Source organism: Stenotrophomonas sp. AG209 (genome assembly GCF_003550055.1).
In the GTDB taxonomy this organism is placed as follows: Bacteria; Pseudomonadota; Gammaproteobacteria; order Xanthomonadales; family Xanthomonadaceae; genus Stenotrophomonas.
Window position 1 is genome coordinate 324,821 of record NZ_QXDB01000002.1, and the last position, 19,651, is coordinate 344,471.

Sequence of the window (19,651 nt, forward strand, 5' to 3'; positions counted from 1 at the left end):
GGGGCTGAGCATGGAAACCCTCGACTATCGATTCGAAGGACGCACCCCGGTGCAGTTCCCGCGCGATGCGGTACTGGTCGGCGTACTGGCCTCGGGCAACCTGGAAATCCTGCTGGAACCGGCGGCATTGGATGGCGCGATGACGGTGCGCATCATCACCGCCGCGCAGGGCTTTGGCCGCGTCTGGGAAGCGGTGATCGGCGATTTCGCACAGCGCCATCCGCTGCGCGATGTACGCATCTCGATCAACGACGCCGGCGCCACCCCGGCGGTGGTCAGCCTGCGCCTGGACCAGGCGGTGGAAACGCTGCTCGCGGGAGATGCACGATGAACCCGAAGCAGCGCCACAGCTACTACGAAGCCGATGCACGCGAGCGCATCGCCGGCCTGGCCGACGCCGGCTCGTTCCGTGAATTCCTCGGCCCGGCGCGGCGGATGATGAGCCCGCACCTGGCACAGCTCGACCAGCCCGCGGCGTTCGACGACGGTATCGTTGTCGGCGAAGCCACACTGCGCGGCCGACGCGTGCTGCTGGCCGCACAGCAGGGTGAATTCATGGGCGGCGGCGTGGGCGAGGTGCACGGCGCCAAGTTGACCGGGCTGCTGCACCGTGGAGCGGAAACCCGACCTGACGGTGTGCTGCTGCTGCTCGATACCGGCGGCGTGCGCCTGCACGAGGCCAATGCGGGGCTGATCGCCATTTCCGAGATCATGCGCGCCACCCTGGATGCGCGGGCTGCGGGCGTCCCCGTGCTGGCGCTGATCGGCAGCGGCAACGGCGCATTCGGTGGCATGGGCATCGTGGCCCGCTGCTGCAGCACGGTGATCATGTCCGAGGAAGGCCGGCTGTCGCTGTCCGGGCCGGAGGTGATCGAAACCGTACGCGGCGTGGAAGAGTTCGATTCCCGCGATCGCGCGCTGGTCTGGCGGGTAACGGGAGGCAAGCACCGCTATCTGATTGACCAGGCACAGGTGCTCGTGCCCGATGCCATCGAGGCCTTTGCGCAGGCGGCATTCGATGCGCTGCAACCGGACACCGCCAGCACCGATGCCGAGGCTGCATTGAATGCCCTGCAGGCTCGCCATGCCGCACTGAAGGCGCGCGTGCAGGCGTGGGGCGGGTGCCGCGATGGTCTTGAGATCTGGTCGCTGCAGGGCATCACCGAACCCGAGCGCCTGCCGCTGCTGGACACCGACGATTTCCTCGCCGCCACTGCCGATCGGAGCCTGCCATGAGCCTTCCGCTGCACGCGCTGCTCGATGCCCTGTTCCCGCGTGGTCACGCCGTTGCCGTGGAGGACTCGGTACTGACCGGAACCGCCACCACCGACGACGGCGAGGTGACCGTGATCGGCACCGCCGACAAGCTCGAGGTGGGCGTGGACCACGCACTGGCACTGGCCGAAACCGTGCTGGCCAGCACCGCCGCGCATCCACAGCGTCCGATCGTGATGCTGGTCGACACCGCCGGCCAACGCCTGGCACGCCGTGACGAACTGCTTGGCATCAACGGTTACTTCGCGCACCTGGCGCAGACGCTGGATCTGGCACGCCGACGGGGTGCACGGCTGGTGACGCTGGTCTATGGCGAGTCGGTCAGCGGCGGCTTCCTGTCGTTCGGGCTGATGGCCGACCACATCCACGCCCTGCCCGACGCCCAGGTGCGGGTGATGGACCTGCGCGCGATGGCCCGGGTGACCAAGCAGCCGCTGGAGAAACTGCAGGCGCTGAGCCAGACCTCGCCGGTGTTCGCACCGGGCGTGGAGAACTACGTGGCGATGGGTGCGGTGGAATCGCTATGGGATGGCGATCTGGCCACGCACCTGCTTCAGGCGCTGCGTACGCCCGCCGATGGCGATCGCCGCGCCGTGCGCGGCGCCGAACGTGGCGGTCGCATGCTGGCCGCACGCGTGGCTGCAACCGTGAGCCAGGGCGATGCCTGAGCGGCTGCCCCGCCATACGCTGGTCTGGCTGTCAGCGCACGCCGGCTGGCAGGCGGACATCTCTGCGCATGAGCCGCGCCTGGCCGACTGGTTTGCGCAGGGTCTGCCGGCCATCGTCGCCCGGCGCGCCGCCGACGATGCCGATCCCCGCCTGCGCCTCGGCGTACCGCTGCCCCCCGCCGAGGGCAAACTGCGCCTGGCCCTGCGCGTGCCGGCACACGATGTGATGCGCACCGCGCCGCCACCGACACTTCAGACGGTGCTGGAAGGCGACCTTGTGCAGGACTGGCAGCGCCCCCTGCAGGCACTGCAGGACATCGCAGAGGCACGCGTATTCGGAGCGTTTGCCTGGCAGTACCTCACTGGACTGCACTATGTGCACGCGCGCTCGGACATCGATCTGCTGTGGCGGATCGACACCACCGCGCAGGCCGATGCCCTGGCTGCAAAGCTGCAGGCATGGGAAGCCGGATACGGTCGCCGGGTCGATGGCGAGCTGTGCCTGGCCGACGGCGCCGCCGTGAACTGGCGGGAGTACGCGGGACGCGGCCGCGAGATACTGGTCAAGCGCCCGGAAGGCGCCGCACTGGAACTGCGCGAGTCCGTGTTCGCCCCCGCCGGGGTGAGCGCATGAACGCCGTCGCGCAACCGATTGTCCGGCCGGCAGCGGCCGTGGACTGCGCGCGCCTGGGGCGCCTCGCCGTTGCCAGCCTGCATGCAGAACTGGCCCTGGCACCCAAACCGGGACTGGTCACACCGTTCGACCGCGGCAGCCATCACGACATGGATGCGGGCACGTTCCTGCGCAGCCTGTTCGCGCTGCGCCATTATTTCACCGCCGTGGCCCGCCTCGGTGCAGATGGGGCGGGCTTCGATGCGCTGCGCCGGTGTGGCATTGCCGCCGAAGCGGCGATGCTGCGCGCGACCGCCGGCATCAACACCCATCGCGGTGCGATCTTCAGCCTCGGCCTGCTGGTGGCGGCCGCCGCGGCCTGTCGTTCCCGCCTGGGCCATGCCGCCACCGGTGAGCAGGTCTGCCTGGAGGTACGTCGTTGGGCTGCGGATTTCGCACGTGCGCCGCTGGATGCAGGCAGCCCGGGCCAACGTGCGCGCGTCCTGCACAAGGTGCCGGGCGTGCGCGAACAGGCCGCCGCCGGTTACCCGCTGTTGCGCGAGGTGGCGCTGCCCAGCCTGCGCCATGTGCTGGCCAATGGGCTGACGCGCGAGGCCGCGATGTGCCACACGCTGATGCAGCTGGTCGCCCACACCGACGACCTCAACCTGCTGCATCGCGGTGGTGCGGAAGGCCTGGGCTGGGCGCAGCAGCAGGCCCACCGCTTCCTGGCCGAAGGTGGTGCCTTCGCACACGATTGGCAGCCACGCCTGCAGCACATCGCCGACGCCTTCGTTGCGCGTCACCTGAGCCCCGGTGGCAGCGCCGACCTGCTTGCCTGCAGCCTGTTCCTGTTGCAGCAGGAGGGCACATGAGCCTTGCCCTGCTCTGCCCCGGACAGGGTGCACAGCATCCGGCGATGTTCGATCGCGTACGCGGCCTTGCTGCCGCGCGGCCGGTGCTCGATGCCACGGGCGAACTGCTGGGTCGCGATGTATTTTCCGCCGCCGCGGCCGACGACCGCTTCGACAATGTGCGGGCGCAACCCCTGCTGTGCACAGCCAGCCTGGCTCACTGGCAGGGCCTGCGCGACGTCTTGCCAACACCGACGGTGATCGCGGGCTACAGCATCGGAGAGCTCGCCGCACATGCCATCGCCGGCAGCTTCGATGCCACCACCTGCCTGGCCCTGTCCGCGCAGCGCGCGCGCCTGATGGATGCCGCAATCCCGGAAGATGCCGGGCTCCAGGCAGTCCTGGGACTGGACCGCACTGCCGCGCAGCGCTTGTGCGATACGCATGGTGCCTTCATCGCGATCGCCAATGGCCACGACCACTTCATCGTGGGGGGGGCATGGCGGTCGCTGCACGCGTTGGCGGCAGACGCGCGCGCGTGCGGCGCGGAAATCCGCCCGTTGCCGGTCCATGTGCCCGCGCACACGCCGCTGCTGGCCGACGCAGTGGCACCGTTCGCCGCCGTCCTGGCAGCAGCGCAGGTGCAGTCGCCGCGGCTGCCCCTGCTGGCCGGCATCGATGCCCGCCCGGTACGGGACCGCGCCGCAGTGGTGCACACGCTGTCGGCGCAGCTGGCACAGACCATCGAATGGGCGCAGGTGATGCGCCAGGCCTTCGAGCGTGGCGCGCGGGTGTTCCTGCAGCTGGGCCCGGGCAACGCCTTGGCGCGCATCGTCGCGCCGGCCTATCCGTGCTGCGAGGTGCGCGCGGTGGAAGAGTTCCAGAGCCTTGAAGGCGCCGCGGGCTGGGTCCGCAGTGCGCTGGAGCGGCTGCAATAGCGGGTTCGAGCAGTACGTATCACGCAACACGCCGTACGTCGCCTTACCCCGGGATGGCGGGTCTCCATCCGCGCTGTACGTGAGTCACGTGTCTGGGAGGGCGCATGAGTCCACAAATCGCAACGATCATCGGTCTGGTGATCATGTTCATCGTCGCCACCGCGATGCCGATCAACATGGGAGCCGTCGCCTTCGCGCTGGCCTTCATCATCGGCGGGCTGTGGGTCGACATGGGGGGCAAGGAAGTCCTGGCCGGCTTTCCCGGCGATCTGTTCCTGACCCTGGTCGGCATCACCTATCTGTTCGCCATCGCGCAGAAGAACGGCACCATCGACCTGCTGGTGCACTGGGCGGTGAAAGCGGTGCGCGGCCATATCGTGGCCATTCCGTGGGTGATGTTCGTGATCACCGCGGTCCTCACCGCGTTCGGTGCGCTGGGCCCGGCAGCGGTCGCGATCATCGGCCCGGTCGCGCTGCGCTTTGCCAAGCAGTACAACATCAATCCGCTGATGATGGGCCTGCTGGTCATCCATGGTGCCCAAGCGGGCGGCTTCTCGCCGATCAGCGTGTACGGCAGCATCACCAACGGAGTGGTGCAGAAGGCCGGGCTGGAAGTCACCGAGATGGCGGTGTTCCTGACCAGCCTGGGCTTCAACTTCATGATGGCGACGATCTGCTTCTTCGCCTTCGGTGGCATCGCGCTGCTGCGCCGTGGCTCGATCACCGCAGCAGGAACGCTCGGCAATGCCGAGCTGGCGATGGCCGGTGGCCCGCAGGCGTCGTCGCGGCAATTCGCGATCGAAGGCCATGGCGCGCTGGTCGCAGCAGGCGGCGGCACGCTCAGCAATGATCCGGCGGCACTGGATGCGGTGAGCCTGACCCGCGAGCGGTTGTTCACCCTGATCGGCCTGCTGGGCCTGGGCGTGGCCGCACTGATCTACAACCTCAACGTCGGCCTGGTGTCGATCACCGTGGCGGTGGCACTGGCATTGTTGTCCCCGCAGAGCCAGAAGGGTGCGGTCGATGGCATCAGCTGGTCCACCGTGCTGCTGATCTGCGGCGTGGTGACGTATATCGGCGTGCTGGAACATGCCGGCGCGGTGGACTTCATCGGCAACGGTGTCTCCGACATCGGCATCCCGCTGCTCGGAGCGCTGCTGGTCTGCTACGTCGGCGGAATCGTTTCCGCATTTGCATCATCGGCAGCGGTGCTGGGCGCGACGATTCCACTGGCGGTGCCGTTCCTGATGCAGGGCCACCTCAGCGCCGCCGGCGTGATCTGCGCGCTGGCGGTGTCATCCACCATCGTCGATGTCAGCCCGTTCTCGACCAATGGCGCACTGGTGGTGGCCTCGGCAGCGAAGGAAGAGCGCGAGACCCTCTTCCGCCGCTTCCTGGTCTACAGCGGCCTGGTGGTTGCGCTCGGACCGCTGCTGGCCTGGCTGGTGTTCGTGGTGCCAGGCTGGATGTAACCGCCATCGGGACGTGCCGGCCGCTGGCCGGCGCGACCTGGCGTTACACTCTGCGCATGGCCATTGCCCCTGCCCCGCGGTCACCGAAGAAGCGCGCGCCTCTGTATGAAGAGGTGGCCGAGCACGTGCGCGAGCGCATCTACGATTACCGACTGCCGCCGGGAGAGTGGATCGACGAGCCCGCGCTGTGCGAAGAACTGGGCATCAGCCGCACGCCGCTGCGCGAGGCGCTGAAGCTGCTGGCCGCCGAAGGCCTGGTGCAGATCGATGCCGGTCGTGGCAGCCGCGTCACCCGGTTGACGCTGGAAGACCTCAACCAGCTGTTCCCGGTGATGGCGATGCTGGAAGGCCGTTGCGCGCATGAGGCGGTGAAGCACATCGACGATGCCGGCGTGCAGCAGCTGGAAGACCTGCATGCAGCAATGGAAGCGGCGGCGGCCGAGGGCAACATCGCCGAGTACTACCGCAACAACTACCTGATCCACGAAACCGTGCAGCACTACGCGGGCAACCCGTGGCTGATCCGCATCACCCACGACCTGCACCGCATCCTGAAGATGCACCGTGGCCGCCAGCTGCTGACCCCCGGCCGCACCGCGCAGTCGCTGGCCGAACACCGCGAGCTGATGGAATGCTTCCGCCGCCGCGACGCGCAGGCTGCCGAACGCACCATGGAACGCCATCTGCTGAGCCAGGGCCAGGCGCTGGCCGCCTATGTGGCGGCGGGCGGGCTTCTGAACGTGCCGGCGCCGTTGCCGACCGAAGGCGGCGGCTGAGCTGTCGAGGTTGCCGGCCAGCGGCCGGCACTACCAGGGCGCGACCTCGGCTGGGTAGTGCCGGCCGCTGGCCGGCATCCAGAAGCGTCTCATCAATCGCCGCAGCTGCCGCCGTCACCCCCACCACCATCACTGCTGCAGTCGGCGCTGCTGTGGCTGTGATGGCTTTGGTTGTCACCGGAATAGCCACCTGAGCTGTCGTAGCTTGCGCCGCCCTCCCCCCGGCTGCCGGAGCCATCGGCCGTGGCCACCGCCATGCACAGGATCGCGCCGACCAGCGGCAGCAGCCAGACCAGCAGCAGCTGCACCGTCCGGCCGCCCGTCGACAGGCCGTCGCGCTGCGCGATCACCACGGTGGCCACCACGTTCAGGCCCAGCACCAGCAGGACCAGCAGTACCGCGAGGATCAGCATAGGGAGGCTCCGTGCCTGGACGGGGGCATTATGGCCTGCCACCCCGGCAATGGCCCTGCCTGTCATGAAGATGGGACAATGTAGGGCGCGCCGGCCTGCCCCGTGGCCGCCGGCGCCCCCCGCACCACACGGAAGAAGAAGAACAACAACATGCTGAAAGTCATTTTCGATACCGACCCGGGCGTCGACGACGCCCTGGCCCTGCTGTACCTGCACAAGCACGCCCAGATCGACCTGGTCGGCGTCACCACCACCTTCGGCAATGCTTCGGTGGAGTCGACCACACACAACGCGCTGTACCTGAAGCAGGCCTGGGGCTTTGCCGCCCCGGTCGCGCGTGGCGCCGAAGGCCCGCTGCAGCCGGAAGCCACCCCGGAGGCCTGGCCGGTGCACATCCACGGCCACAATGGGCTGGGCAACCACCCGGTGCCGGCCAGCCTGGACGTGGCTGCCGATGCGCGCCCGGCCCATCAGCTGATCATCGACCTGGTCCGCGCCCATCCGGGCGAAGTGACCCTGGTCGCGGTCGGCCGCATGACCAACCTGGCCCTGGCCCTGCAGCAGGCCCCGGACATCGCCGGCCTGGTGCGCGGCGTGGTGATCATGGGCGGCGCCTTCCACGTCAACGGCAACATCACCCCGGCCGCCGAGGCCAATATCTGGGGCGATGCCGAAGCCGCCGACGTGGTGTTCACCGCTACCTGGCCGGTCACCGCGATCGGCCTGGACGTGACCACGCGTGTGGAAATGGACCGTGACGGCCTGGACACGCTGGCTGCGATCGGCGGTGTCGATGCCGAGCTGGTGCGTGCGCTGTCGCAGGACTACGTCGACTTCTACCTGCAGGCCGGCCACAAGGGCATGGTCGTGCATGACTGCTGCGCGTGCATCGCGCTGACCCGCCCGGAACTGTTCCAGTTCGAGCGCGCCAGCGTGCGCGTGGCCACCGACGGCGTCGCCCGCGGCATGACCATTCCCAAGCCGGAAGGCCTGGCATTCGGCCCCAGCGTGTGGGACGGCCACGTGGTGCAGTCGATTGCCATCGGCGTGGATGCGGCCGCGGTACTGGCCGACATCGAGCAGACCCTGAAAGTCTGACCGTCTAGCGCTTGGCCCTGCCCGGGACCGTCTCGGGCAGGGTCCACAGCACCGGCAGCACCAGCACCGCCACCAGCGCGATCATCGCGCCCGGCGCCGCTGCCCAGCCGCTGCGCTCCACCCACCATTGCGCCAGCCATGGCGTTGCGCCGCCGAAGAAGGCGGTGGCCATGGTCACCCCCAGTGCCAGCCCGCTGACCCGGCCCTCGCCCGGGAATTGTTCGGCCGTGGCCGGCGCAGCAACGGCACTTACCCCACCGGCCACGCAGGCCAGCAGTACCGCGGCCAGCGCGATGCCCAACGGCGCCGCCTGCGCCATCCACGCGAACAGCGACAACGGCAACAGCGCTGCCAGCACCGTCAGGCCCAGCAGCATCGGCCGCCGCCCGACGCGGTCGGACAAGGCACCACACAGCGGCGTGATCGCGATGACCGCCACCGCCGCAATCGTCGACAGCCACAGTGCGTCACCCTCGTCATGACCCTGCGCATGCAGGAATGCCGGTACATAGGTGATGCCGACGTAATAAGTGATCGAGCCCAGCGCCGAGATCGCGAAGGTGCGTGCCACCGCCAGCGGATGGTTGCGCAGTACATGGCGAAGCGGTGTCGCCGGAATGCTGCCCTCGCGGCGCTGTCGCTCGAACTCCGGCGACTCGTGCATGCCCGAGCGCGCGACCAGGATCACCAGTGCCAATGCCGCACCGACGAAGAACGGAATACGCCAGCCCCAGCTGTCCAGCTGTGCGGTGGGCAGCAGCGCAACCGTAAGCGCCGAGATCGCCACCGCCAGCAGTGCGCCTACTTCGCTGGCGGCCGAGGCCAGCGAGGTCACCAGGCCACGTCGCCGCGCCGGTGCGCTTTCCAGCAGGTACGCCACCACGCCGGTGTACTCACCGCCCACCGAAAACGCCATCACGCAGCGCAGTACCAGCAGCAGCACGCCCGCCGTGGTACCTGCGGTGGCCGCTGTCGGCAGCAGTGCGGTGGCCAGCATCGCCGCTGCCATCAAGGCCATCGATGCCAGCAGCATCCAGCGCCGGCCCAGGCGGTCACCCAGGTGGCCGAAGCACAGCGCGCCCAGCGGGCGCATCAGGTAGGACACCGCGAAGCCGGACAGGGTGACCAGCAGCGCCTGCTCGCCGCCGCCGAAGAACACGCGCGACAAGACCGTGGCGAAGTACAGGTACAGGGTGAAGTCGTACCACTCCACCACCGTGGACAGGCCCGCCACCCACATCGAGCGCTGCCGCGCCGCGGTCATTGCGTATTCGCCTTCAACAGCCTCGATCCCGGATGTACAGGTTCCGCGCAGCGTGGCATGGACGGGGTGAAATGCCGGTCATCAGCTATCCGCTGCCTGCATGTACTGGGTTTCATGGCCGGTGAAACGCTCACCGTCAAAGCCGAAACAGAAGCGCCCTTCCTCGAACACGCGGTAGACCAGCAACGCGCCATCGAGGCAGAACTGCTGCTGGTCCACGCCCGTTTCCAGTGTCCCGTAGCCGGTAGCATCTCCGCCTTTCCCTGCCGGCCCGGTGAAGGCATCGAACGGCAGTGGCGTCGCCCTGCCCGTGCGGGTATCGACCAGCACCAGCGTACGCTGGAAGTACTCGGGTCGATCATCAACCTGCACCAGCAGATAGTGCTGGTTGAAATTGGGTTTCTGGTGCTGGAGGGCATCTTCGATGGCGGCGCGGTGCTGCGCATCGCAGAAGTCGACCGGGCTGTAGCGGTAGCTGCAACCGTCGTGGTCGTAGGGCAGGTTCATGCCGGAATAGCTGATGCTTCCCTCGCTGTCCACGTCGTGGCCCAGTTCCGGGGTGCTGCACAGCAGCCACGAACGCTGCGCATCCTCCGGGTCGGCCAGCAGCTTCGGCTCGCGCCCCGCTTCGTAAGCCGCGCCCCCCGGGAAGTCCTGCCCCAGGTGCTGGCGGGCGATTGAACGCGCCTTCTCCAACGGCAGGCCGATCCTGGCCCCACGGAACGAGACGAACGTCATCGTCGGCAGGATCACCTCTTCCACCGGCAGCCCCTTCCACTGCCCCTGCACGCAGAACGTGGCGATCTCGTTCTCCTCGTCCTCCTTGCACGGCTTTGGTGCGTTCGCAGCCAACCAGGAGTGCGCCGGGCGGTCGGTTTGCTGATCGATGTACCAGCCATCCAGCGCGCAGGTCGGCAGGGCATCCAGCAGCGGGGAGAGATCGGTGGTGGCGGTCGGCATCACCGCCGGTGGGTCTGCAGGCGCGTGTTCGGCCGATACCTCCGGCGAGCGCTGGCAGGCCACCAGCAACCCTGCGCTGATAAGCAGCGCGACACGGCGTGCGTGCCAGATTGAAGAACGGCGTCCCTGCATTGCGTGGTGCTCCCTGGTTTCAACACTCGCTGGAGATGATCGCCGATCCCGGTGCCATGCAGGAACGTCGCAAATCCCACATCGGGGTCAGAGCCCTTTGCTCCCGCAAAGGGATCCGACCCCGCCAATTACCCCGGCAGCTGCAGCTCCGCCCGCAAACCGCCGCCCTCGCGGTTGTGCAGCCGCAGTGAGCCGCCCAGCGACTGCGCCAGCTGTACCGCGATGGCCAGGCCCAGGCCGGTACCGCCGGTATCGCGGTTGCGCGAGCTTTCCAGCCGGTGGAACGGCGCCAGCACTGCCTGCAGCTGGCCCTCGGGAATGCCGGGGCCACGGTCGGAAATTCCGATCCACACCCTTCCGGCCTCATCGCGGCCCGCCTCGATCTCGGCGGCACCGGCGTAGCGCAACGCGTTGTCGACCAGATTGCCGACCACCCGGCGCAGCGGCTGCGGCCAGGTCTGCACGACCAGTCCAGCGGGCGCACCACCACTGACCGGCTTGCCCATGTCCTCGTAATCGCCGACCACACTGGCCAGGAACGCGCCCAGGTCCATCGACACCGGCGCGCCACTGGCGACGTGGCTGCTGCGCGCATAGGCCACGCCCTCACGCACCAGTTGACCCAGGTGGTCGAGGTCGGCCAGCAGCCGCTGCTGGGTGCTGTCTTCAGGCAGGGTCTCCACCCGGAGCTTCATGCGCGTGATGGGGGTCTGCAGGTCGTGCGAGATCGCGGCCAGGATCTGCAGGCGCTCACTGACATGGCCACGAATGCGTGCCTGCAGCGCGTTGAGTGCGGCCGCCGCACCGCCTACTTCCGCAGGACCATCTTCAGGCAGTGCCGGCCCGTCCTTGCCCGGCTGCAGCTGTTCCACCGCATGCGACAGCTGCTGCAGCGGGCGCATGGCCAGGCGCACCGCCAGCCATGCGCACACCAGCAACAGCGCCAGCTGCACCAGCAGCACGGCGGGCAGCCAGCGCGCCAGCGGCAGGCCCGACGGAGTGACTTCAATGGTCAACGGTGTGCCGTCATGCAGGCGCAGTTCCACCTCGAACCGCTCCGGCAGGCGAGCCACCTGGCGCGCCTGCAACGGATAGCGATGCTGCAGGCTGTCGTCGATGATCGCGGTGACCTGGCGTGCACGATCGGTCTGCAGCCCCGGCCCGGCCGCAGCCGGGCGCAGCAGGTAACGGTAGGTGCGCCGCTCCAGCCGCGGCACCCAGGCATCGCGCTGGTCCGCGGGCAGGTGCTCCAGCAACGCGACACTCACGGCCACGTCTTCATCGAGGTTGCGCAGCATCATGCTGCGGGTGGACTGGTAGCGTTCGAAGAACAGCAGACCGAAAGACAGTGCGTGGGCCAGCGCCAATCCACCCAGCAGCACCAGCAGCAGGCGCGCCGACAGCGTGCGCGGCCAGCGTGGACGGCGTGCGCCGGTGTTCATTCGTCCGGCCCCAGCAACTGCACCGGCACGCTGAACACATAGCCTTCGCTGCGCACGGTCTTGATGTAGGTCGGCTCGCGTGCGTCGTCACCCAGCCGTTGGCGCACGCGGCTGACCAGCAGATCGATCGAGCGGTCGAACAGTTCGGCATCGCGGCCCTGGGTGAGGCTGAGCAGCTGGTCACGGCTGAGCACCCGATTGGCGTGATCGAGGAACACGCGCAACAGGCGGAACTCGGCACCACTGAGCGGATACGCGGTGTCCTGTGCATCCAGCAGATGGCGTGCGGTGGTATCCAGCCGCCAGGCACCGAAGGCCAGTTGGCGACCGGCTTCGCTCACCTGCAGGTTCGGCGGCAGCATCCGGGTGCGACGGATCACCGCGTTGATGCGTGCCAGCAGTTCGCGCGAGGAAAAGGGCTTGGTCACGTAGTCGTCGGCGCCCATTTCCAGGCCGATGATGCGGTCGGTCTCGTCGTCGCGTGCGGTCAGCAGCACCACCGGCACCGCACGATGCTTGCCGGCACGCAGGTTGCGGCACAGGCTCAGGCCGTCTTCGCCGGGCATCATCACGTCCAGCACCACCAGGTCCACCGCGTGGGTATCCATCAGTGCGCGCATGGCCCGGCCACCGTCGGCCTGGCTCACGCGCAGGCCGTTGCGTTGCAGGTAGTCGGCCAGCATCTGGCGGATCTCACTGTCATCGTCGACGACAAGGATGTGCGGTACAGGGTTCATTGCGTTCTCGATGAAGGCAGGGGGACAGCGCCGCGCGGCGCGGCCATGGTAGCGCGGCTCAGGGGGTGGCCAGCAGGCGCTGGATCTCGCTTTCGGTACGTGCGTAGTCGCCCTCGCCGTAATGGCGGTAGACCACCCGCCCCTGCCGGTCGAGCAGGTACAGCGCGGGCCAGAAACGGTTGCCCCAGGCGTTCCAGATCCGGTACTGGTTGTCCTGCACCACCGGCCAGGTGATATCCAACCGTGCGATGGCCCTGCGCACGTTGCCGGGCAGCCCTTCATAGGCGAACTCCGGCGTATGCACGCCGATCACCTTCAGGCCCTGCGGCGCGTACCGTGCATGCCACTGGTGGACATACGGCGCCACGTTGAGGCAGTTGCTGCAGGTGTAGGTCCAGAACTCGACCAGCACCACCTGCCCCCGCAACTGCTTCAGTGTGAGCGGTGGGCTGTTGTGCCATGGCCCGCCACCGTCGAACCCCGCCACCGGTGCTGCGTCGAGCGGCTGCGCGCCAGCATCCGCGCCGGGCCATGCCAGCAACAGCGCAGCTCCACCCAGCAGGCCCAGCAGCAGGAGCAGTGCATACCCTCGCAGTGCGGCCATCGCTCAGCCCCCCTGCTCGGCCAGCGGCAGTTCGGCGGGCTTCACGCCTGCCGCTTCCAGGATGCTGTCGGCCACCTGCGCAGGATGCGAAAGCAGCGACACATGGCTGCTGCCGATCGATTGCAGCTGCGCGCCAATGCGCTTTGCGGTGGCGGCCTGCAGCTGCGGCGACAGCATGCGATCGTCACGGCTGAGCACGTACCAGCTCGGCTTGCTGCGCCACGCCGCAACGTTCACCACCTCGCCCAGCGCGCTGGCCTTCAGCGGGACCTGGGTGCTGTACAGCAGCGCAGCCGACTTCTTCATCACGTCCTGCGCGAAGTCCTGGGCGATCGCATCGGCCGGCAAAGTCAGGTAGCCATCCCTCTCCTGCAGGCGGGCCAGGCCCGGACCGACCGGGAAACCTTCGCCTTGCTGCGCCGAAGACTGCCCTGCATCCGGTGCGAAGGCCGCCACGTACACCAGCGCCTGCACCTTCGGGTCATTGCCCGCCTCGGTGATGACCGTACCGCCCCAGCTGTGGCCGACCAGCACCACCTTGCCGGGTGCAGCGGCAATCGCACGACGGGTGGCGGCAACATCGTCGGCCAGCGAGGTGAGCGGATTCTGCACGGCCACCGCAGGCAGCTTCCAGTCATGCAGCGTGCTGATGACCTTGCTCCAGCTGGAGCCATCGGCGAACGCGCCGTGCACCAGGATGACGGTGGGCGGTGCAGCGGTATCGGCCTGGGTAGCGAAGGCGGGAGCCGCGGTGCCGGCAAGGGCAAGAGCGGCAGCAAGCAACGAGGTACGGATCATGGGTGGCACTCCGGTGTTGGGAGTGGCCATTTCCGCCTGCCGGTGTATCGGCGCTGTTTCTCGGCGGCACGGAGTTGTACCGGAGTGTAGGGCGAAGGCGGGTTTCTACAGTGGGATACATGCGGCCGCCGGGCCCGGCCGGGCGCTACCGGGTGGATATCGCTCCCCGCACGCGGGCGCGCAACGCCCCGATGTGCGTCAACGCATCGTCTTTGTATCTGACTGTACGAAACCTCGCCGCGGCCACAGTCGCTGACAAAACCCCGGGCAACGGCACACGTTGCCGATACCTGCGCCGCCTGAAATGGCCTCCATCGACCACTGGCCCGCAGGACACCACCATGATCAGCACCGCCTCTTCCGTGTATACCCCCCGCCTGGACGCCGTCGGCCGCTGGCTCTCGCCATTGGCGCTGCGCACCCTGCTGGCCTGGGAGTTCTTTGAATCCGGCCGCGAGAAGCTGGGCGGCCAGAACTGGTTCGCCGACCTGGAAGGCCGCTTCCCGTTCCCGTTCTCCACCCTGCCCGCGTCGTTGAACTGGCAGCTTGCCACCTGGCTGGAACTGGTGGGTGCGGTGATGCTGCTGCTCGGCCTGGCCACGCGCTCAGTGGCCTACGTCTTCTGGGTGCTGACCGTGGTCGCCATCGCCGCCGTGCACTGGCCCGACCAATGGAACGGCCTGGGCGAACTCTGGCAGGGCTATGCGATCACCGACCAGGGCTACGGCAACTTCAAGCTGCCGCTGCTGTTCCTGGCCATGCTGCTGCCACTGATCCTCAACGGCGGTGGCGCACTCAGCGTCGACCGTCTGCTGGCCGGCTCGCAGCACGCCCCCGTTGGCAATGACGGCTTGGGTTGGGGCGTCAGCCTGATCGCCCTGCTGCTGCCGGTTGCCTCGCTGCTGCCCGGCATCGGCTTCGGCGGCGCCCTGCTCGGCGGTGTGCTGCTGGTGGGTTACGTACTGCGCCGTCGCCGCAACGCCTGATCCGCTTCGCCCCTTCACCGCGCTTCTACCCTTCGTTTCCGTCGCCTTCAAGCGGCGTCCATCCCGCACGCCCCGCGTGCTTTCCCAAGGAGTCACCACCATGTCCGTCTCGACCAAGAACACCCCTTCCTCCCGCCTGCCGCGCATCGGTGCCATCGGCATCGCCCTGGCCGGTGGCCTGCTGCTGGCCGGCCAGGCCGCAGCGATCCAGCCACTGGCGATCAGTGCCGTGGCCATGAGCGCTGCCGCCGAAGGCAAGTGCGGTGAAGGCAAGTGCGGGGCCAACAAGACCGCCACCGGCAAGCCCGCCGGCAAGGCCAAGGTGGCCGAGGGCCAGTGTGGCGAAGGCAAGTGCGGCGACGCCTCGTTTGCCCGCACCGACCGCGACCACGATGGCCGGGTCTCGCGTGCCGAGTTCAACGCCGTGGCCGCCAAGCGTGCCGCCGAGTTCGACCGCATCGACACCGACCACGACGGCTACATCAGCGAGCAGGAAGCACACGACTACCTGCGCAGCGTCTACACCGCCAACGGCAAGCCGATGCCGAAGGGCCTGTTCTCCCGCGTCGCCGATTGATCGACGTTCAAGCGGCGCCGCCTCCGAGGCGGCGCCCTCTCCCTGGAGCATCCGTCATGACCCTGCCCCTGCCTTCCAATGCCGCCGGTCTTGGCCTGCGCCGTGGCCTGATCGACGAACTGCTGGCCATGCCGGCCGGTGCCATCGACTTCCTCGAAGTTTCGCCCGACAACTGGATCGGCGTCGGCGGTGCACACGGTGCAGCGCTGCGCAGGTTGAGCGAACGCCACCCCCTGACCTGCCATGGCCTGTCCCTGTCGCTGGGCGGTCCTGATCCACTGGACCGCACCCTGCTGGCCCAGACGCGCACCTTCCTCGACCTGCACCAGGTGCAGCTGTACAGCGAACACCTGAGCTACTGCGCTGCCGGTGGCCACGTCTACGACCTGCTGCCGCTGCCGTTCACCGCCGAGGCCGTGCATCACGTCGCCGGCCGCATCGCCCAGGTGCAGGACATGCTGGGCCGACGCATCGCCGTGGAGAACATTTCCTACTACGCCGTTGCCGGTGCCGAAATGAGCGAGATCGATTTCATCAATGCCGTGCTCGCCGAGGCGGACTGCGACCTGCTGCTGGATGTCAACAACGTCTTCGTCAATGCCTGCAACAACGGCTACGACGCGTTCGAATTCCTGGCCCGCGTGCCGGCCCAGCGGGTCGCCTCGCTGCATGTGGCGGGCCACTTCGATGAAGACGATGGCTTCAAGATCGACACCCACGGTGCGCCGGTGAAAGGCGTGGTCTGGGCACTGTTGCGCGAAGCCTATGCGCGGGTGGGCGTGCATCCCACCCTGCTCGAACGCGACTTCAACTTCCCGCCACTGGCCGAGTTGCTGGCCGAGGTCGCGCAGATCCGCCAGGCACAGGCCGAGGCACATTGGCCCGAGGTGGCCCATGGCTGAGTCGCTGGCCACCCTGCAACGGCGTTGGGCCGACCATGTGCGCGACCCATCAATGGCCGCGCCCGATGGCGTCGAGGCGCGCCGACTGGCGGTGTACCGCCGCCTGTGCATCGACAGCCTGGACACCTTGCTGGCTGGCACCCTGCCACGCCTGCAACACCAGTTGGGCACGCCGCGCTGGCGCGACACCGTGGAGCACTACTACGCCAGCCATACCTGCCGCACCCCGTTGTTCCCACAGATCGCTGGCGAATTCGCGGCCTGGCTGGCGATGCAGGACGCGCTGGCACTGCCGGCCTGGGCAGCGGAACTGGCGCACTACGAGAGCACGCAGCAGTCGCTGCACATTGAAGCGCGCGCCGCCGGGCGTTCGCTGCACCGCGTTCCGGTGGACAGTGATGTGCTGGCGGTCTCGCCGCTGGTGCGGGTGCTTGGCTACCAGTGGCCGGTCCATGTGGACGAGGTGCTGGAGCCGGTGCTGGATGCAGCTCCTGTGCTGCTGATGATGCGCCGCATGCCTGAATTCAGCCTGCAGGTCGAGGAACTGTCACCGCTGGCCTACGCGCTGCTTTCGGTCTTCGGTGACGACGGCGCGCCTGTGGATGAGGCACTGCAGGCGCTGTCCGAAACACATGACGTGGCACCGGACGCATTGCGTGCGGCCTGCATTCCCGTGCTGCGCGAACTCTGCACGGCCGGCGTTCTGGTTGCGTCGACCGATCCCGGGGAATGCCGGCCAGCGGCCGGCACTACCCCTTCTCCATTCTTCGAGGCCTGACCATGACTGTTTCCAACACGTCCTTCCTGAGCGGCTGGCGCCTGTTCGTAGCCATCGGCGTGGTCCTGATCGCGTTCGCGCTGGGCGCGTTCGCCCTGCATGCCGATGTGGCCGAGGGCAGCCGAGCTGCGATCCGGGTCACTGCACGCACATCGTTCCTGCTGTTCCTGGCGGCATTCACGGCATCCTCCTTCGCCACCCTGCTGCCCGGTCCGTTCACTCGTTTCCTCCTGCGCGAACGGCGCATCATCGGCCTGTCCTTCGCGTTCTCGCACCTGCTGCACGCAGTCGCCATCACCAGTTTCGGCATCCTCAACCCGGCGTTCTGGCCAGCACGCTCAGCGCTGGCCAACCTCCCGGGCACGGTGGGCTACCTCGCCATCCTGGCGCTGTCCATCACCTCGCACCGGGGGCTAGCCCGGCGCATGGGACCCACCGCCTGGCGTCACCTGCACGTGACCGGCATGTGGATCATCGCAGCGGTGTTCACCTACTCGTACTTCAAGCGTGTGCCAGGCAACTTCTGGTATGCGGTGCCGTCGGCGCTGCTGTTCACCGCCTTCGTGGTGCGCTGGATCGCCAAGCAGGCGCAAGCGCTGCGTCGAGGTGCGCATGCGCGGCCTCCGCTGCGGGCGGCCTGACGGGCCGGGGTCAGATCCCTTTGCCAAAGGCGAAGGGATCTGACCTCATCATGCCGTCCCCATCAGCCGTCACGTGTGGCGCGATAGGCAGCGTAGGCGTCGAGGATCTTCTGCAGCCGCGCGCGCTGTTTGATCCCCATGGGGACCCGTTGCACGCGCTTCAGCAGCGTCTTCCACATGTATCCGGATCGGAAGAAATACGGCCGCACTTCGAGAAAGGTCAGCGCGACATCCAGCGTATCTGGATCGTGTTCGGCCAGCCGTTTCAACGCGTTGGCATAGCCTCCCGGAAACGCCAGCCGCTCGTAGTGCTGGTGGAACTCGGCACAGGCCGCAGCGTGCCGTTCCCGCTCCTCCGGCCCACGCCAGCGCGCACTGGCACTCTCGTGGATGGCCTGCTGCAGCCGGTTGATCTCGTCAGCATTGGCACGGATCAGGCGCTCCATCGGGGCGCGGGGATGGGCCATGGTTCCTTCCATGTGGTTTGTCGGGTGCCAGATCCCTTTCCCCCAGGGGAAAGGGATCTGACCCCGCCTAAGGTCACGGCGCGCGGCGCAATGTTACCAAGGTGATCTCCGACGGCACGCCGATGCGCGCCGGGAAACCGGCCCAGAGGCCCGCACCGTTGCCCACGTACAGCGTCATCCCATCCACGTCGTAGCGCCCGGACACAAAACCGCCATTGGCTCGCTTCACCAGCTGGTCCATGCCGATGATCTGCCCGCCGTGGGTATGCCCGGACAGCTGCAGCTTCACCCCACGCGCCGCCGCCTCCCGTGCATTGCGCGGGCGATGATCGAGCAGGATCACCGGCGCGGACGGATCGGTACCGGCCAGTGCAGCATCCAGATCCGGCAGCGGCAGGCCGTAGCGTGCGGCCACCGGATCGGTGACACCGGCGATGGTCAGCGCCGCATCGCCGCGCCGCACCTGCATGTGGCTGTTCTCCAGCACCTGCATGTGCAGCGCGCGGAACGCCTGCATCCACGCCTGGTACTGCGCGTAGTACTCGTGGTTGCCGGTGATGGCGACGACGCCGTCCGGCGCCCGCAGGTCCGCGAGTGGACGCGCGTCGTCACGGCGGGCCTCGACACTGCCGTCGATCAGGTCGCCGGTGATCACGATCAGGTCCGGCGTCAGTGCGTTGCTCTCATCCACCACCTTGCGCACCCAGTCGCCGGTGAGCAGGCGACTGGCATGGATGTCGGTCAGCTGCAGCACGCGATAGCCGTCGAACGCGGCCGGCAATCCGGCGATGCTCACCTCGATCTGCCGGGGCTTGGGCACCGCCATGCCCTGGCTGACACCATAGCCACTGACCAGCAGTGCCAGCACGCCGGCCACCGGTCGCAGACGGCGCGTGCGCATTGCGGCTACCGCGCGTGGCCAGCGCAACAGGCGCGACAGCAGCAGGCCGGCGTCCAGCACCAGCATCACCAGCGCCAGCAGCAACACCGCGGTGGAGCCGGTGGCCAGCGTGGCGATGGCCAGCTTGGGGATCTCGGGCGACGCCGTCGTACCCCAGAAGGTGGCGACGATGCGCAACTGCACGGCAACGGCCACCAGCAGCAGCGACAGCACGACCTTCAATGCGGCGGGCATGCGCAGCGGCCAGAACAGGCGCCAGGCCACATACTGGCCCATCAACAAACCGATCGTACTCAGCACTGCAACCATCCTGGAAAGAAAACGGGCCGGCCATGGTGACGGTTGCCGGCCGTGT

23 protein-coding genes are annotated in these 19,651 nt (G+C 68.0%); 14 read left to right on the forward strand and 9 right to left on the reverse strand.

What is annotated here, in order from left to right; translation table 11 throughout:
• The first annotated feature begins 10 nt into the window (after nucleotides 1-10).
• The 8 genes from mdcC to DFO63_RS13105 all read left to right on the forward strand — a co-directional run bounded on the left by mdcC (nucleotide 11) and on the right by DFO63_RS13105 (nucleotide 6,596).
• A complete protein-coding gene (gene mdcC, locus DFO63_RS13070; RefSeq protein ID WP_100471609.1) occupies nucleotides 11-331 on the forward strand; it encodes a malonate decarboxylase acyl carrier protein in 321 nt (106 codons plus the stop codon).
• A complete protein-coding gene (locus DFO63_RS13075) occupies nucleotides 328-1,236 on the forward strand; it encodes a biotin-independent malonate decarboxylase subunit beta (protein ID WP_119007156.1) in 909 nt (302 codons plus the stop codon). The genes mdcC and DFO63_RS13075 overlap by 4 nt, the downstream gene beginning before the upstream one ends.
• Nucleotides 1,233-1,943, forward strand: a complete 711-nt coding sequence (mdcE, locus tag DFO63_RS13080; protein WP_119007157.1) for a biotin-independent malonate decarboxylase subunit gamma — start codon at nucleotides 1,233-1,235, stop codon at nucleotides 1,941-1,943. The genes DFO63_RS13075 and mdcE overlap by 4 nt, the downstream gene beginning before the upstream one ends.
• Nucleotides 1,936-2,577 (forward strand): malonate decarboxylase holo-[acyl-carrier-protein] synthase, encoded by a 642-nt coding sequence (gene mdcG / locus DFO63_RS13085; RefSeq protein WP_119007158.1) that lies wholly within the window; start codon nucleotides 1,936-1,938, stop codon nucleotides 2,575-2,577. The genes mdcE and mdcG overlap by 8 nt, the downstream gene beginning before the upstream one ends.
• Nucleotides 2,574-3,431 (forward strand): triphosphoribosyl-dephospho-CoA synthase MdcB, encoded by an 858-nt coding sequence (mdcB, locus tag DFO63_RS13090; RefSeq protein WP_119007159.1) that lies wholly within the window; start codon nucleotides 2,574-2,576, stop codon nucleotides 3,429-3,431. The genes mdcG and mdcB overlap by 4 nt, the downstream gene beginning before the upstream one ends.
• Nucleotides 3,428-4,348, forward strand: a complete 921-nt coding sequence (gene mdcH / locus DFO63_RS13095) for a malonate decarboxylase subunit epsilon (protein WP_119007160.1) — start codon at nucleotides 3,428-3,430, stop codon at nucleotides 4,346-4,348. Before mdcB ends, mdcH begins: the two co-directional genes overlap by 4 nt.
• 104 nt (nucleotides 4,349-4,452) lie before the next feature.
• The gene (locus DFO63_RS13100; protein ID WP_005408510.1) at nucleotides 4,453-5,820 is read left to right on the forward strand and encodes an SLC13 family permease; all 1,368 of its coding nucleotides are present in this window, start codon (nucleotides 4,453-4,455) and stop codon (nucleotides 5,818-5,820) included.
• Between the two features lie 56 nt (nucleotides 5,821-5,876).
• Nucleotides 5,877-6,596 carry a GntR family transcriptional regulator gene (locus DFO63_RS13105; protein ID WP_012510388.1) on the forward strand — a complete coding sequence of 240 codons (720 nt, stop codon included), beginning with the start codon at nucleotides 5,877-5,879 and terminating at the stop codon, nucleotides 6,594-6,596.
• Nucleotides 6,597-6,688: 92 nt separating this feature from the next.
• Here the strand turns inward: DFO63_RS13105 and DFO63_RS13110 are convergent, their stop codons facing one another.
• Nucleotides 6,689-7,009, reverse strand: coding sequence for a hypothetical protein (locus tag DFO63_RS13110; protein ID WP_049443777.1), 321 nt, complete (start codon nucleotides 7,007-7,009; stop codon nucleotides 6,689-6,691).
• A gap of 150 nt (nucleotides 7,010-7,159) precedes the next feature.
• Between DFO63_RS13110 and DFO63_RS13115 the strand changes: the two genes are divergently transcribed.
• Nucleotides 7,160-8,107 (forward strand): nucleoside hydrolase, encoded by a 948-nt coding sequence (locus tag DFO63_RS13115; protein ID WP_119007264.1) that lies wholly within the window; start codon nucleotides 7,160-7,162, stop codon nucleotides 8,105-8,107.
• Between the two features lie 4 nt (nucleotides 8,108-8,111).
• Here DFO63_RS13115 and DFO63_RS13120 read toward each other — a convergent pair whose 3' ends face one another.
• The 6 genes from DFO63_RS13120 to DFO63_RS13145 all read right to left on the reverse strand — a co-directional run bounded on the left by DFO63_RS13120 (nucleotide 8,112) and on the right by DFO63_RS13145 (nucleotide 14,044).
• Entirely contained in the window at nucleotides 8,112-9,371 is a 1,260-nt protein-coding gene (locus DFO63_RS13120) for an MFS transporter (protein WP_049443779.1), read from the reverse strand.
• An 81-nt stretch (nucleotides 9,372-9,452) separates the two neighbouring features.
• On the reverse strand, nucleotides 9,453-10,463 hold the full coding sequence (locus DFO63_RS13125) for a hypothetical protein (RefSeq protein WP_049443781.1): 1,011 nt from the start codon (nucleotides 10,461-10,463) through the stop codon (nucleotides 9,453-9,455).
• A 128-nt stretch (nucleotides 10,464-10,591) separates the two neighbouring features.
• The gene (locus DFO63_RS13130) at nucleotides 10,592-11,905 is read right to left on the reverse strand and encodes a HAMP domain-containing sensor histidine kinase (protein WP_101765097.1); all 1,314 of its coding nucleotides are present in this window, start codon (nucleotides 11,903-11,905) and stop codon (nucleotides 10,592-10,594) included.
• The gene (locus DFO63_RS13135) at nucleotides 11,902-12,642 is read right to left on the reverse strand and encodes a response regulator transcription factor (RefSeq protein WP_049443785.1); all 741 of its coding nucleotides are present in this window, start codon (nucleotides 12,640-12,642) and stop codon (nucleotides 11,902-11,904) included. The genes DFO63_RS13130 and DFO63_RS13135 overlap by 4 nt, the downstream gene beginning before the upstream one ends.
• Nucleotides 12,643-12,700: 58 nt before the next feature.
• The gene (locus DFO63_RS13140) at nucleotides 12,701-13,246 is read right to left on the reverse strand and encodes a redoxin family protein (RefSeq protein WP_049443787.1); all 546 of its coding nucleotides are present in this window, start codon (nucleotides 13,244-13,246) and stop codon (nucleotides 12,701-12,703) included.
• Between the two features lie 3 nt (nucleotides 13,247-13,249).
• Nucleotides 13,250-14,044: an alpha/beta hydrolase gene (locus DFO63_RS13145; RefSeq protein WP_049443788.1), complete on the reverse strand. Its 795-nt coding sequence runs from the start codon at nucleotides 14,042-14,044 to the stop codon at nucleotides 13,250-13,252.
• Between the two features lie 341 nt (nucleotides 14,045-14,385).
• Between DFO63_RS13145 and DFO63_RS13150 the strand changes: the two genes are divergently transcribed.
• The 5 genes from DFO63_RS13150 (at nucleotide 14,386) to DFO63_RS13170 (ending at nucleotide 17,928) form a co-directional block, all read left to right on the forward strand.
• A complete protein-coding gene (locus DFO63_RS13150) occupies nucleotides 14,386-15,030 on the forward strand; it encodes a DoxX family protein (protein WP_049443790.1) in 645 nt (214 codons plus the stop codon).
• Nucleotides 15,031-15,130: 100 nt separating this feature from the next.
• Entirely contained in the window at nucleotides 15,131-15,607 is a 477-nt protein-coding gene (locus DFO63_RS13155) for an EF-hand domain-containing protein (protein ID WP_049443792.1), read from the forward strand.
• 56 nt (nucleotides 15,608-15,663) lie between these two features.
• Nucleotides 15,664-16,509, forward strand: a complete 846-nt coding sequence (locus DFO63_RS13160; protein ID WP_049443794.1) for a DUF692 domain-containing protein — start codon at nucleotides 15,664-15,666, stop codon at nucleotides 16,507-16,509.
• Entirely contained in the window at nucleotides 16,502-17,287 is a 786-nt protein-coding gene (locus DFO63_RS13165; RefSeq protein ID WP_049443797.1) for a putative DNA-binding domain-containing protein, read from the forward strand. Before DFO63_RS13160 ends, DFO63_RS13165 begins: the two co-directional genes overlap by 8 nt.
• A gap of 2 nt (nucleotides 17,288-17,289) precedes the next feature.
• Nucleotides 17,290-17,928, forward strand: coding sequence for a ferric reductase-like transmembrane domain-containing protein (locus DFO63_RS13170; RefSeq protein WP_119007161.1), 639 nt, complete (start codon nucleotides 17,290-17,292; stop codon nucleotides 17,926-17,928).
• Nucleotides 17,929-17,990: 62 nt separating this feature from the next.
• Here the strand turns inward: DFO63_RS13170 and DFO63_RS13175 are convergent, their stop codons facing one another.
• Together DFO63_RS13175 and DFO63_RS13180 are read right to left on the reverse strand one after the other, a co-directional pair.
• The gene (locus DFO63_RS13175; protein ID WP_101765093.1) at nucleotides 17,991-18,395 is read right to left on the reverse strand and encodes a hypothetical protein; all 405 of its coding nucleotides are present in this window, start codon (nucleotides 18,393-18,395) and stop codon (nucleotides 17,991-17,993) included.
• A gap of 73 nt (nucleotides 18,396-18,468) precedes the next feature.
• Nucleotides 18,469-19,605 carry a metallophosphoesterase gene (locus DFO63_RS13180; RefSeq protein ID WP_119007162.1) on the reverse strand — a complete coding sequence of 379 codons (1,137 nt, stop codon included), beginning with the start codon at nucleotides 19,603-19,605 and terminating at the stop codon, nucleotides 18,469-18,471.
• Between the last annotated feature and the right edge of the window lie 46 nt (nucleotides 19,606-19,651).

Excerpts from the sequence above, each read along its gene's own strand:
- DFO63_RS13120 (WP_049443779.1), bottom strand. The coding sequence starts at position 9,371 with ATGACCGCGGCGCGGCAGCGCTCGATGTGGGTGGCGGGCCTGTCCACG.
- DFO63_RS13105 (WP_012510388.1), top strand. The coding sequence starts at position 5,877 with ATGGCCATTGCCCCTGCCCCGCGGTCACCGAAGAAGCGCGCGCCTCTG.
- DFO63_RS13165 (WP_049443797.1), top strand. The coding sequence starts at position 16,502 with ATGGCTGAGTCGCTGGCCACCCTGCAACGGCGTTGGGCCGACCATGTG.
- DFO63_RS13110 (WP_049443777.1), bottom strand. The coding sequence starts at position 7,009 with ATGCTGATCCTCGCGGTACTGCTGGTCCTGCTGGTGCTGGGCCTGAAC.
- DFO63_RS13145 (WP_049443788.1), bottom strand. The coding sequence starts at position 14,044 with ATGATCCGTACCTCGTTGCTTGCTGCCGCTCTTGCCCTTGCCGGCACC.
- DFO63_RS13130 (WP_101765097.1), bottom strand. The coding sequence starts at position 11,905 with ATGAACACCGGCGCACGCCGTCCACGCTGGCCGCGCACGCTGTCGGCG.
- DFO63_RS13180 (WP_119007162.1), bottom strand. The coding sequence starts at position 19,605 with ATGGTTGCAGTGCTGAGTACGATCGGTTTGTTGATGGGCCAGTATGTG.
- mdcC (WP_100471609.1), top strand. The coding sequence starts at position 11 with ATGGAAACCCTCGACTATCGATTCGAAGGACGCACCCCGGTGCAGTTC.
- DFO63_RS13140 (WP_049443787.1), bottom strand. The coding sequence starts at position 13,246 with ATGGCCGCACTGCGAGGGTATGCACTGCTCCTGCTGCTGGGCCTGCTG.
- mdcG (WP_119007158.1), top strand. The coding sequence starts at position 1,936 with ATGCCTGAGCGGCTGCCCCGCCATACGCTGGTCTGGCTGTCAGCGCAC.
- DFO63_RS13135 (WP_049443785.1), bottom strand. The coding sequence starts at position 12,642 with ATGAACCCTGTACCGCACATCCTTGTCGTCGACGATGACAGTGAGATC.
- DFO63_RS13125 (WP_049443781.1), bottom strand. The coding sequence starts at position 10,463 with ATGCAGGGACGCCGTTCTTCAATCTGGCACGCACGCCGTGTCGCGCTG.
- DFO63_RS13075 (WP_119007156.1), top strand. The coding sequence starts at position 328 with ATGAACCCGAAGCAGCGCCACAGCTACTACGAAGCCGATGCACGCGAG.
- mdcB (WP_119007159.1), top strand. The coding sequence starts at position 2,574 with ATGAACGCCGTCGCGCAACCGATTGTCCGGCCGGCAGCGGCCGTGGAC.
- DFO63_RS13155 (WP_049443792.1), top strand. The coding sequence starts at position 15,131 with ATGTCCGTCTCGACCAAGAACACCCCTTCCTCCCGCCTGCCGCGCATC.
- DFO63_RS13160 (WP_049443794.1), top strand. The coding sequence starts at position 15,664 with ATGACCCTGCCCCTGCCTTCCAATGCCGCCGGTCTTGGCCTGCGCCGT.
- DFO63_RS13100 (WP_005408510.1), top strand. The coding sequence starts at position 4,453 with ATGAGTCCACAAATCGCAACGATCATCGGTCTGGTGATCATGTTCATC.
- mdcE (WP_119007157.1), top strand. The coding sequence starts at position 1,233 with ATGAGCCTTCCGCTGCACGCGCTGCTCGATGCCCTGTTCCCGCGTGGT.
- DFO63_RS13175 (WP_101765093.1), bottom strand. The coding sequence starts at position 18,395 with ATGGCCCATCCCCGCGCCCCGATGGAGCGCCTGATCCGTGCCAATGCT.
- DFO63_RS13170 (WP_119007161.1), top strand. The coding sequence starts at position 17,290 with ATGACTGTTTCCAACACGTCCTTCCTGAGCGGCTGGCGCCTGTTCGTA.
- DFO63_RS13150 (WP_049443790.1), top strand. The coding sequence starts at position 14,386 with ATGATCAGCACCGCCTCTTCCGTGTATACCCCCCGCCTGGACGCCGTC.
- mdcH (WP_119007160.1), top strand. The coding sequence starts at position 3,428 with ATGAGCCTTGCCCTGCTCTGCCCCGGACAGGGTGCACAGCATCCGGCG.
- DFO63_RS13115 (WP_119007264.1), top strand. The coding sequence starts at position 7,160 with ATGCTGAAAGTCATTTTCGATACCGACCCGGGCGTCGACGACGCCCTG.